At 70.1% G+C, this 11,660-nt stretch carries 8 protein-coding genes and 2 pseudogenes; 5 read left to right on the plus strand and 5 right to left on the minus strand.

The features are described from left to right. Positions 1-36 precede the first annotated feature (36 nt). Both kynU and kynA read left to right on the plus strand, forming a co-directional pair. Entirely contained in the window at positions 37-1,287 is a 1,251-nt protein-coding gene (gene kynU, locus AQ610_RS14895) for a kynureninase (protein WP_006024755.1), read from the plus strand. Between the two features lie 101 nt (positions 1,288-1,388). Further along, entirely contained in the window at positions 1,389-2,309 is a 921-nt protein-coding gene (gene kynA, locus AQ610_RS14900; protein WP_009911437.1) for a tryptophan 2,3-dioxygenase, read from the plus strand. 25 nt (positions 2,310-2,334) lie between these two features. On the opposite strand, the gene AQ610_RS14905 is transcribed toward kynA, so the two are convergent. Continuing rightward, positions 2,335-3,789, minus strand: coding sequence for an MFS transporter (locus tag AQ610_RS14905; protein ID WP_006024753.1), 1,455 nt, complete (start codon positions 3,787-3,789; stop codon positions 2,335-2,337). 304 nt (positions 3,790-4,093) lie between these two features. Next, complete coding sequence (locus tag AQ610_RS14910; RefSeq protein WP_043283430.1) at positions 4,094-5,113, minus strand: IS110 family RNA-guided transposase; 1,020 nt, start codon at positions 5,111-5,113, stop codon at positions 4,094-4,096. A 72-nt stretch (positions 5,114-5,185) separates the two neighbouring features. On the opposite strand from AQ610_RS14910, the pseudogene AQ610_RS37395 reads away from it, so the two are divergent. Beyond that, positions 5,186-5,409, plus strand: a pseudogene (locus AQ610_RS37395) (hypothetical protein). A gap of 239 nt (positions 5,410-5,648) precedes the next feature. Here the strand turns inward: AQ610_RS37395 and AQ610_RS14915 are convergent. The 3 genes and pseudogenes from AQ610_RS14915 to mdlC form a co-directional block, all read right to left on the minus strand. Further along, positions 5,649-5,864: pseudogene (locus AQ610_RS14915) on the minus strand (2-dehydropantoate 2-reductase N-terminal domain-containing protein); the annotation flags it as partial. A 12-nt stretch (positions 5,865-5,876) separates the two neighbouring features. Beyond that, entirely contained in the window at positions 5,877-7,328 is a 1,452-nt protein-coding gene (locus AQ610_RS14920) for an aldehyde dehydrogenase (protein WP_015601129.1), read from the minus strand. Positions 7,329-7,446: 118 nt separating this feature from the next. Then, complete coding sequence (gene mdlC / locus AQ610_RS14925) at positions 7,447-9,066, minus strand: benzoylformate decarboxylase (protein ID WP_043282166.1); 1,620 nt, start codon at positions 9,064-9,066, stop codon at positions 7,447-7,449. A 100-nt stretch (positions 9,067-9,166) separates the two neighbouring features. Between mdlC and AQ610_RS14930 the strand changes: the two genes are divergently transcribed. Together AQ610_RS14930 and dalD are read left to right on the plus strand one after the other, a co-directional pair. Beyond that, entirely contained in the window at positions 9,167-10,081 is a 915-nt protein-coding gene (locus AQ610_RS14930; protein WP_006024748.1) for a LysR family transcriptional regulator, read from the plus strand. A gap of 180 nt (positions 10,082-10,261) precedes the next feature. Then, entirely contained in the window at positions 10,262-11,653 is a 1,392-nt protein-coding gene (dalD, locus tag AQ610_RS14935; protein ID WP_043282165.1) for a D-arabinitol 4-dehydrogenase, read from the plus strand. The last annotated feature ends 7 nt before the right edge of the window (positions 11,654-11,660 follow it).

An 11,660-nucleotide genomic window follows, 5' to 3' on the forward strand; every position in this document is an offset into this window, starting at 1 on the left:
GACGCGCTGCCCCCTTCCCCAACCAGGTTCGACATCATGAAAACACGTGAAGAAGCGCTCGCGCTCGACCGCGACGACCCGCTCGCGTCGTTGCGCGACCAGTTCGCGCTGCCCGCCGGCGTGATCTATCTCGACGGCAATTCGCTCGGCGCGCAGCCGCGCGCGGCGGCCGCCCGCGCGCAACGGGTGATCGGCGCCGAATGGGGCGAAGGCCTCATCCGAAGCTGGAACGCGGCCGGCTGGTTCGCGCTGCCGCGCCGGCTCGGCGACAGGCTCGCGCCGATCATCGGCGCGGCGCAAGGCGAAGTCGCGATCACCGACACGATCTCGATCAACCTGTTCAAGCTGCTGTCCGCGATGCTGCGGCACCAGGCGCGGCACGCGCCGAAGCGCCGCGTGATCGTGTCGGAGCGCTCGAATTTCCCGACCGACCTGTACATCGCGCAGGGGCTCATCGCGCAGCTCGACCGCGATTACGAGCTGCGCCTCATCGACGACCCGGCCGACCTGCCCGACGCGCTCGACGACGAAACCGCCGTCGCGATGATCACGCACGTGAACTACCGGACGGGCTACATGCACGACATGCCATCCGTCACGCAGACGGTCCGCCAGGCGGGCGCGCTGATGCTGTGGGATCTCGCGCACTCGGCGGGCGCCGTGCCCGTCGATCTGAACGGCGCGCTCGCGGATGGCGCGGTCGGCTGCACGTACAAGTATCTGAACGGCGGCCCCGGCTCGCCCGCGTTCGTCTGGGTGCCCAGGCGCCATCAGCGCGCGTTCGAGCAGCCGCTGTCCGGCTGGTGGGGCCATCGCGCGCCGTTCGCGATGCAGCCCGCGTTCGAGCCCGACGCGGGCATCGCGCGCTTTCTGTGCGGCACGCAGCCGATCGTGTCGATGTCGATGATCGAGTGCGGGCTCGACGTGTTCGCGCAGACCGACATGCACGCGATCCGCCGCAAGTCGCTCGCGCTGACCGACGCGTTCATCGCGCTCGCCGAATCGCGCTGCGCGGGCCAGCCGCTCAAGCTCGTCACGCCGCGCGCGCATCATCAGCGCGGCTCGCAGGCGAGCTTCGAGCATCCGCACGGCTACGAAGTGATGCAGGCGCTGATCGCGCGCGGCGTGATCGGCGACTACCGCGAGCCGCACATCCTGCGCTTCGGCTTCACGCCCCTCTACACGCGCTTCGTCGACGTGTGGGACGCGGTCGAGACGCTGCGCGACATCCTCGAAACCGAAGCGTGGCGCGCCCCCGAATTCGCGACGCGCGCCGCGGTGACCTGAGCCCGCGCGAGCGCCACGCGATCCGTGCGGCAGTCGGCCGGTCGGCCGCCCGCCCGCATCCTCACATCCGTTCCATGGAGACAATCGTGAATTCAGGCCACATGCAGCCGCCCGGCGACGACAACGCCCCCCGCTGCCCGTTCGCCGGCGCGCACGCGCCCGACGCGCCGCACGTGCCCATCGCCGAGGGCGACGACGCGCCGGCCGGCTGGCATCGCGCGCAGCTCGACTTCTCGCAGTCGATGAGCTATGGCGACTACCTGTCGCTCGATCCGATCCTCGATGCGCAGCATCCGCTCTCGCCCGATCACAACGAGATGCTGTTCATCATCCAGCATCAGACGAGCGAGCTGTGGATGAAGCTCGCGCTCTACGAGCTGCGCGCGGCGCTCGCGTCGATCCGCAACGACGCGCTGCCGCCCGCGTTCAAGATGCTCGCGCGCGTGTCGCGCGTGCTCGAGCAGCTCGTGCAGGCGTGGAGCGTGCTCGCGACGATGACGCCGTCCGAGTACTCGGCGATGCGGCCGTATCTCGGCGCGTCGTCGGGCTTCCAGTCGTATCAGTATCGCGAGCTCGAGTTCATCCTCGGCAACAAGAACGCGCAGATGCTGCATCCGCACGCGCACCGGCCGGCGATCCACGCGCATCTCGCGGCGTCGCTGCAATCGCCGTCGCTGTACGACGAAGTGATTCACCTGCTCGCGCGCCGCGGCTTTCCGATCGCGCCCGAGCGGCTCGACGCGGACTGGACGCAGCCGACGCGCCACGATCCGACCGTCGAGGCCGCGTGGCTCGCCGTGTACCGCGAGCCGAACGCGCACTGGGAGCTGTACGAAATGGCCGAAGAGCTCGTCGACCTCGAAGACGCGTTCCGCCAATGGCGCTTCCGCCACGTGACGACGGTCGAGCGGATCATCGGCCTCAAGCAGGGCACGGGCGGCACGAGCGGCGCGCCGTATCTGCGCAAGATGCTCGACGTCGTGCTGTTCCCCGAACTCTGGCACGTGCGCACGACGCTGTAGCGCCGCGCGCACGCGCGGCGACGCGTCAGGGCGCGGTGCGCGCGAGCTCGTCGCCCGCCGGCAGCCCGCTGCGGCGCAGCCGCGGAATGTGCCGGCGCAGCGCGAGCAACGCGACGAGCACGGCCGTCATCGCGGCGGCGAGCATCGCCAGGTACGCGTTCGCGCCGCCCGCCGAGATCACGTAAGCGCCCGCGAACGCGCTCAGGATCGCGCCGACGCGGCCGAACGCGACAGCGCCGGCGGTGCCCGTCGCGCGCACGGGCGTCGGATAGATGAACGTGCAGAGCGCGTACATCGTCGATTGCACCGCGTTCACGAAGAAGCCGTGCGCGGCGAGGCCGGCGATCAGCCAGCCGGTGTGGCCGCCGGCATCGACGCCGAGCAGCCACGCGGCGCTCGCCGCGCCGCCCGCGCAGCAGAACGCGAGCGGCCAGCGCGAGCCGAAACGCCCGATCGCGAGCGCGCAGCCGAGCGCGCCCAGGACGCCGCCGAGGTTGTATGCGGTGAGCCCGGAACCCGCGACCGACACGCTCAGGCCTTGCGACGTCAGCATCGTCGGCAGCCAACTGAACGCGCTGTAGACGGCGAGCAGGCACATGCAGAACGCGCACCACAACGCGATCGTGTCGCGCGCGTAGACCGCCGAGAACAGCGTGCGCACGCCGCGCCGCTGCCCTTCGTGCGCGCGCGCCTCGGCGAGATCGGTGAAGGCGGTGCCGTCGGCGACGGGCCGGCCCATGCGCGCGAGCAGCGCGCCGAGCTCGCGCCAGCGCGCGGGATCGCGTGCGAGATAGCGCGGCGATTCGGGCAGCGCGCGCACGAGCAGCAGGCCGAGCGCGAGCGGCAGCGCGCCGCCGAGCCAGAACAGGCCGCGCCAGCCATACGCGGGCAGCACCTCGTGCGCGAACAGGCCCGCGAGCATTCCGCCCGCCGGCACGCAGACGATCGTCGCCGTCACCATCATCGTGCGGCGGCGCGCGGGCGTGTACTCGGCCGTCATCGTCGTCGCGGTAGGCAGCGCGCCGCCGATCCCGAGGCCCGCGACGAAGCGCAGCGCGGCGATGGTCGCGACGTTCGGCGCGAAGCCGATCGCGCAGGTGGCCGCGCCGAACACGAATACGCTGCCGATGACCGCCCAGCGCCGGCCGAAGCGGTCCGCGAACAGGCCCGCGCACGTGCTGCCGACGCCCATCCCGAACAAGCCCGCCGCGACGGCGGGCGCGAACGCGTCGCGCGCGATCCCCCACTCCTTGATCAGCACCGGAATCGCGAAGCCGATCAACTGGCTGTCGAAGCCGTCGAGCATGATCGCGAACGCGGCGAGCAGCACCGCGACGCGCTGCATCACGGTGAACGGGCCGTGGTCGAGCGTCGCGCCGATGTCGACCGCAAGCGGCGCACCGCCGTGGCGGGCGCTCATGCGAGCCTCCGGCGCGCGGCGCTCGAACCGGCGATGCGGCGGCGCGCCGCGGCGAAACACGGGGTCGGGGTGTGCTTCATGTCGTCTATATGAACGCGTCCCGTTTGCAACAGTTCTCGTGTGTTCCGACAGACAGGATGGGCTGCAGCTCTATATTCGGCCTTGATGCAGTCGATATTGCCGCTGCGGGCCCCTATGAAATCCGCTGGCCCGCGCCTCACTCTCCTAACGAGCTCAAAGCTCTTGGTGACATTCAGGCTTGGCGGGCCCAGGTCCTACCTGGCTCGTCATCACACTCGATTGCTGCGCAACCTTTCGACGTTCACCCTGTGTAAATGTTGATCTTCTACCTCGCAGGAACCGATTAGACTGGTTTCACGCTGATGTAGTCCTTTCGATACGCTCGCTCATGAGCGAGTACCGCCCAGATCGTTCGCGCCGTCTTGTTGGCCAGTGCGACGATCACGACATTCGTCGGCCGTCGCTTCTTGATCTGCTCAACCCACGGCCCAGGCTCCTTCGCGTGCGTCAGTACGCTTCGTGCGCCGTGAATCAGCAACGTCCGCAGATACGTGTCGCCTCTCTTGCTGATTCCATGCAGATTCACCTTGCCGCCAGAACCTGTCTGCTTGGGCACCAAACCCGCCCACGCCGCAAATTCCCGCCCCGATCTGAACGCTTTCGGATCGCCCATCATGGCCACTGCAGCGGTCGCCGTCAGCAACCCCACGCCAGGAATCTCGCTGATCGCCTGCACCGCCCGGTCTTCCTTCTTCCATTCGCGCATCCGACGCTCGATCTCGGCAACCTGCTCGTCCAGTCTCGCCAACCCGCTCCACTGCTCGCGCAGCGTTTCGATCAGTGCCGCTGGCAGACGCTCCGCGATCCGGCTAAGCGCCGCCGGTATCTCCTTGTCCAGTGCCGCCCGGCCCTTGCTCATCACTTCGCCGTATTCCGTCAGCAATCCACGCAGCCCGTTGATCTGCATCGTGCGGAACTTCACCAACTGCTCGCGCATCCGATGCAGCGCCAACATCGCCTGCTGCATTTCCGTCTTCACCGCTATCGGCTTGCCCGGCTGCTGCACTGCCAGCCATATCGCTCTCGCGTCTGCCGCATCGTTCTTGTTACGGATGTTGAACGCCTTCACGAACTCCGCCGGCATCAGCCTGACCTCATGACCCATCTGCTTTAGCGCTCGGGCCCAGTGGTGCGCACCGCCACACGCCTCCATCCCAATTACGCACCGATCACGATTCACGAAGTGCTCCAGGAACTTCGCTCGCTTGATCGCCTTGTTCACAATCTCGCCGCTTGCCTGATCAACGTAATGCACCTGGAATACGTTCTTGGCGATATCGACGCCCACTGCCATACTGTTCATCGTGGATCCTCCGGTTGCCGGGAAATGCGTGCATTTTCCACCTGGGCACATCGATGCCGTTGGCCCGTGAGGATCCACCCCTCTCTTGCTCTCACGTGCGCGGATGGGACGCGTTCATTTCATTCTCCTGAATGTCCTCTGGATCGGCGCGTCGCGCTGACCCGCCCCGCCCGGCCTTCTTCGAAACCGTTTGCGATGTCGCGGGCATGCCCTGCGGCGCAAGGGCTTCATCCGCCTCGCACGAGCCGCGCGCGGCGCGGGTCGGCAAGCATCCGCGCGAGCGCGCATTGATCTAGCGCAAGCTTATGAATTTACGCATGGTAAAACCAATTTCGATTAGTTGAATTGTTGGAAACCCCTACGGCGACTGGCATGCGGCCGTCGGCCGTCGAGCCGCCGCGTCGTCACGTTGCCGCAACGCCTTCACAGTGCCCCCGAAGCCGCGCGAACGACGTCGCGTGACCTCCTGCGCGCCCGCTTCGCCGCCCTGCCGCCGTCACCCGCCCGGCGCGTCGATCAGCCTGACGAGCTGCAACAGCGTCCGCACATGCGGCACCGCCACGCCAAGCTCGCGCGCGGCCGCGAGCGCCGCGCGCGTGCGCAGCGTCTTCGTGAACACGATCACCAGTTCGGGCGGCGCGTCGACGTGCGCGGCGTTCGCATCGACGAGCGTCACGTCGTGCCCGCCCTCGGCGAGCAATCCGCCGAACAGCGAACCCATCGCGCCCGCGCCGAGCATGGCGATCTTCATCGTCGTCATTGCTCAGAACGGATAGTGGCGCGGGGCCGTCTGCACGGTGATCCAGCGCAGATCGGTGAATTCGGCGATGCCCGCCTTGCCGCCGAAGTGGCCGAAGCCGCTGTCCTTCACGCCGCCGAACGGCATCTGCGCCTCGTCGTGAACGGTCGGCCCGTTCACGTGGCAGATCCCCGATTCGATCCGCGCGGCAACGCGCATCGCGCGCGCGACGTCGCGGCTGAACACGGCCGACGACAGGCCGAACGCGTTGTCGTTCGCACACGCGATCGCCGCCTCCTCGCCCGCGACGCGCACGATGCCCTTCACCGGCCCGAACGATTCCTCGGCGTAGATGCGCATCGCGGGCGTCACGCGGTCGACGAGCGTCGCGGGCATCAGCGTGCTGTCGGCCTTGCCGCCGCAGAGCAGCACCGCGCCTTTCGCGAGCGCGTCGTCGATGAGCGCGTTGCAGCGCTCGACCGTCTGCGCGTCGATCACCGAGCCGAGCACGACGGGCCCGTTGCGCGGGTCGCCCAACGGCAGCGACGCGGCCTTGTCGGCGAGCTTCGCGACGAACGCGTCGGCGATCCGCTCATCGACGACGATCCGCTCGGTCGACATGCAGATCTGCCCGGAATTCGCGAACGCGCCGAACGCGGCCGCCGCGACGGCCGCGTCGAGATCGGCATCGTCGAGCACGACGAACGGCGCCTTGCCGCCGAGCTCGAGCACGGCGGGCTTCAGATGCCGCGCGCAGCGTTCGGCGATGATCCGGCCGACCCGCGTCGAGCCCGTGAAGTTCACGCGGCGCACGGCCGGGTGCGCGATCATCGCGTCGACGACAGCGCCGGCGTCGGCGGGCGCGTTCGTCACGAAGTTCACGACGCCGCGCGGCAGCCCCGCTTCGTGCAGCGCGTCGGCGATGAGGCCGTGCGTGGCCGGGCACAGCTCCGAGCCCTTGAACACCACCGTGTTGCCGCATGCGAGCGGCAGCGCGAGCGCGCGCACGCCGAGGATCACGGGCGCGTTCCACGGCGCGATGCCGAGCACGACGCCCGCCGGCTGCCGCACGCCCATCGCGAGCGAGCCCGGCACGTCCGACGGAATCAGCTCGCCGCCGATCTGCGTCGTCAGCGCGGCCGCCTCGACGAGGCCGTTCGCGGCGAGCTCGACGTTGAACCGCGCCCAGATCGCCGATGCGCCCGTCTCGGCCGCCATCGCGGCGACGAACGCGTCGCGCTTCGCCTCGAGCGCGGCGGCCGCCTTCAGCAGCAGCGCGCGGCGCGCGCTCGGGCCGAGCGCGGCCCACGGCGCAAACGCGGCGGACGCGGCGTCCACGGCCGCGCGCGCGTCGCCGGCGGTCGCGGCGGCCGCGCGCGTCGCGAGCTCGCCGTCGAGCGGATTGCGGCGCTCGAACGTCGCGCCGCCCGTGGCCGGGCGGCGCTCGCCGCCGATCAGCATCGAGATGTCCTGCATGCGTGTGTTCTCCTTCTGAATGCCTTCCAATGCTTCGTGATGCTCATGATCGCCGTTGCGCGGGCTTTTCGGGCTTATCGGTCCTCCGGGCCCTCGCGCGCATCACGCGATCCGCGCATCACGCGATCTCGACGTCGACGACGACGGGCACGGGCGACGCAAGCGCCCGTTCGAGCGCGTCGCGCAGGCGCGCCGCATCGCTCACGCGCACGCCGTCGCAACCGAACCCACGCGCGAGCGACACGAAATCGAGATCGGGCAGCGCGGTGCCCTGCACCGGCTCGTCGTCGCGAAAGCCGAACACGGGCGCGAAATCCTGCAGCGCCGCGTAGCGCGCGTTGTTCAGGATCACGAACGTGACCGGCAGCTTCAGATGCGCGGCGCTCCAGAGCGCCTGAATCGAATAGAGGCTCGAGCCGTCGCCGATCAGCGCGATCACGCGCCGCCCCGGCGAGCCGAGCGCGATGCCGACCGCGGCCGGCATCCCGTAGCCGAGGCCGCCGCTGTCCATCGTGTAGAACGTGTCGGCGCGCGAGAACGGCAGGTGCTCGTGCATCGCCGGCCGCGCGCTCGGCGCTTCCTCGACGACAACGTCGTGCGAGCCGCGCACGTCGGCGAGCGTCTGCAACGCGAACGCAACCGGCATCCGCTCGCCGGGCGCGCCCGGGCCGACGCGCTCGCGCGGCGCGCGCGGCGCGGGCATCGGCCGCTCGCGCGGCGCGGCGCGCGCGAGCAGGTCGCGCGCGGCAAGCCGCAGATTGCCGACGACCGCGTCGCCGACGGGCGTCCATGCGGCCACCGACGGATCGTCGACGAGCTGATGGAGCGTCGCGCCCGCGGGCACGTGCGGGCCGAAGCCTTCGATGTGATACGTGAAGACGGGCGCGCCGAACGCGAGGATGAAATCGTGGCCGGCGAGCTGTTCGACGATCCGCTCGCGAATCGGCGGCAGAAAGCCCGCGAAGAGCGGATGTTCCTCGGGAAAGCTGCAGCGGCCCGACATCGGCGCGGCATACACGCGCGCGCGGTGCCGCTCGGCGAGCCGCACCGCATCGTCCCACGCGCCCGCGCGCGCCACCGCCGCGCCGACCACGACCGCCGGGCGCTCGCTCGCGTCGAGCGCGTCGCCGAGCCGCGCGAGCGCCTCGGGCGCGGGCCGCACTTCGCCGCTCACCGTGCGCGCGGGCATCGGCTCGGCGGGGCGATCCCAGTCGTCGGCCGGGATCGACACGAACACGGGCCCGCGCGGCTCCTGCATCGCGACGTGATACGCGCGCGCGATCGCGGCGGGCACGTCCTCGGCGCGCGCGGGCTCGATGCTCCATTTCACGTAAGGCTTCGGCAATTCGGCCGCCTGCACCGACGCGAGAAACGGCTCGAACGGCAGGATCGAGCGCGCCTGCTGGCCGGCCGTGACGACGAGCGGCGTCTTGTTCCGATAGGCGGTGAACAGCACGCCCATCGCGTTACCGACGCCCGCCGCCGAATGCAGATTCACGACGGCCGCGTTGCCGCTCGCCTGCGCGTAGCCGTCCGCCATCCCGACCGCCACCGCCTCGTGCAGGCCGAGCACATATTCGAAATCGTCGGGGAAATTGCGGAACATCGGCAGCTCGGTCGAGCCCGGATTGCCGAACACCTTGCGGATGCCGAACCGGCGCAGCAGATCGATTACGGCGTCGCGCACCGTGTACGGTGCTCGGGCAGGCGCGTCGGCGCGAGGATCGGGGGGCGTCATGCGGGCGTGTCTCCTCATCGTCATCATCGGTTTCCACAGTATCGGCGGCGCACATATTCCTCGATACTGTATTTTCTGAAATAAGTCATTACACAACGGCATGACTTTCGACCTGCGCCAGTTGCGCGCCTTCACGACGATCGCCGCGAGCGGCAGCCTCGGGCGCGCGGCCGACGCGCTGCACGTCACGCAGCCGGCGTTGAGCCGCATCCTGAAACGGCTCGAGGACCAGGTCGGCGCGCCGCTCTTCGAGCGCCATTCGAAGGGCGTGCAACTGACCGCGATCGGCGAGGCGCTGCTGCCGCACGCAGCGCTGCTGCAGCACGAGGCCGAGCATGCGCGCGAGGAAATCGATGCGCTGCGCGGGCTCGCGAAAGGCACGATCAAGGTGGGCGCGGTCGGCAGCATCGCGAGCCTCGTGCTGCCGGTGGCGATCGGGCGCGTGCTCGACCGCTGGCCGAACCTGCGCGTCGTGATCGTCGAAGGCGTGTGGGACCGGCTCGTCGACGCGCTCCTCACGCACGAGATCGACGTCGCGTTGAGCACGCGCGTGCCGGACACCGACGATGTCGTCGCGATCGCCGAGTGCCGGTGGGACGACGTGAGCCATGTCGTCGCCGCGCCCGATCATCCGCTGCGCGCCGCCGCGCGCGCGCCGCTCACGCTCGCCGACACGCGCGCCGCGCGGTGGGCGATCCCGCCGCGCGGCACCGCGCCGTTCGAGCAGATGCGCGCGGCGTTCGACGCGCACGGGCTCGCGCCGCCCGACATCGCGGTCGAGACCCGCTCGGTGACGGCGCTCAAGAGCCTCGTCGCGCACGCGGGCTTCCTGAGCTGGATGGCCGAGCCGATGTACCGCGCGGAACGCCGCGCGCGCACAATCGACACGCTCGCCGTCGAAGGCGTGGCCGCCACCCGCACGCTGACCGCGTTCCGCCGCCGCCACGGCATCCTGCCCGGGCCGGCCGCGCGGCTGCTCGAACAGCTCGCGCTGCTGACCCGCGAGCCGTTCTGACGCTCACCGGCGACGCGTCCCGACACCCCGCGCCCATGCGGCGATTGGCGCGCCGCAGCATCGAAAGCCCGCTCGATCGCCTTGACTTTCGCGCCCCCGAATACGATCATTCGCTCACACAAAGAGCAAATGATCTATGAAAAATTCGGCGGGCGCGAGCCGGCCGTCAGGAGACACGGGATGAGCAGCCCATCCACCGCCGCGCCGGCGATCTTGCACATCGGCGTCGGCTCGTTCCATCGCGCGCATCAGGCGTGGTATCTGCATCGCGTCAACGAAGCGTCGCCCGCCGGCGCACGGTGGTCGCTCGTCGTCGGCGACATTCGCGACGACATGCGCGCGACCCGCGACGCGCTCGCCGCGCAGCACGGCGTCTACACGCTCGAAACGGTCACGCCGCAGGGCGAGCGCGCGTACGAGACGATCCGCTCGATCACGCGCGTGCTGCCGTGGTCGATCGATCTGGCGGCGCTGATCGACGCGGGCGCCGATCCGGTGTGCCGGATCGTATCGTTCACGGTGACGGAAGGCGGCTACTACCTCGACGAGCACGACCGGCTCGACGCGGCGAATCCCGATCTCGCGGCCGATCTGCAAGGCGCGCGGCTCACGATCTACGGCGCGCTCGCGGCGCTCCTCGCCGAGCGCGTCGCGCGCGGCGCGGGCCCGGTCACGCTGCAGAGCTGCGACAACCTGCGCAGCAACGGCGCGCGCTTTCGGGCAGGCATGCGCGAGTTCCTGTCGCGGCGCGGCCTCGTCGAGCTGCTCGCATGGTTCGATGCGAACGTCGCGTGCCCGAGCTCGATGGTCGACCGCATCACGCCGCGCCCGACGCCCGACGTGCGCGAGCGCGTGCGCGCGGCCACGGGCTTCGACGACGCGTGCCCGGTGATGGGCGAGTCGTTCATCCAGTGGGTGATCGAGGATCGCTTCGCGGCCGGCCGCCCCGCGTGGGAGAAGGCGGGCGCGGAGCTCGTCGGCGACGTCCATCCGTACGAGGAAGCGAAGATCCGGGTTCTGAACGCGACGCATAGCTGCATCGCGTGGGCGGGCACGCTCGCGGGCCATTCGTACATCCACGAAGGCACGCACGACGCGGAAATTCGCCGCTTCGCGCACGCTTACGTGACGGACGACGTGATTCCGTGCCTCATGCCGAGCCCGCTCGATCTCGCGCGCTACCGCGATGTCGTGCTCGACCGCTTCGGCAATCCGCACATCCGCGACACGAACCAGCGCGTCGCGGCAGACGGCTTCTCGAAAATCCCCGGCTTCATCGCGCCGACGCTCGCCGAATCGATCGCGCGCGGCGCCGAGCCGGTGTCGACCGCGGTGCTGCCCGCGCTCTTCCTGCGCTTCCTGCAGCGCTGGGCGCAGGGCGCGCTGCCCTACGCGTATCAGGACGGCGTGATGGACGCGGACGTCGCTCGCGCGATCGCGCGCGCGGACGACCCCGTCGCCGCGCTCGCCGGGCAGCGCCCGCTCTGGGGGACGCTCGCCGGCGCGCCCGCGCTCGAGCGCGCGCTGCGCGCGGGCGCCGCGCGCGTCGACGCATGGCTCGCCCGCCGCTGAACGGCCG

This window comes from Burkholderia humptydooensis, assembly GCF_001513745.1.
GTDB classification, from domain to species: domain Bacteria; phylum Pseudomonadota; class Gammaproteobacteria; order Burkholderiales; family Burkholderiaceae; genus Burkholderia; species Burkholderia humptydooensis.

Bases quoted from the DNA above. Each gene is read 5' to 3' on its own strand.
- kynU (WP_006024755.1), top strand. From the start codon at position 37: ATGAAAACACGTGAAGAAGCGCTCGCGCTCGACCGCGACGACCCGCTC.
- kynA (WP_009911437.1), top strand. From the start codon at position 1,389: ATGCAGCCGCCCGGCGACGACAACGCCCCCCGCTGCCCGTTCGCCGGC.
- AQ610_RS14910 (WP_043283430.1), bottom strand. From the start codon at position 5,113: ATGAACAGTATGGCAGTGGGCGTCGATATCGCCAAGAACGTATTCCAG.
- AQ610_RS14920 (WP_015601129.1), bottom strand. From the start codon at position 7,328: ATGCAGGACATCTCGATGCTGATCGGCGGCGAGCGCCGCCCGGCCACG.
- mdlC (WP_043282166.1), bottom strand. From the start codon at position 9,066: ATGACGCCCCCCGATCCTCGCGCCGACGCGCCTGCCCGAGCACCGTAC.
- AQ610_RS14930 (WP_006024748.1), top strand. From the start codon at position 9,167: ATGACTTTCGACCTGCGCCAGTTGCGCGCCTTCACGACGATCGCCGCG.
- dalD (WP_043282165.1), top strand. From the start codon at position 10,262: ATGAGCAGCCCATCCACCGCCGCGCCGGCGATCTTGCACATCGGCGTC.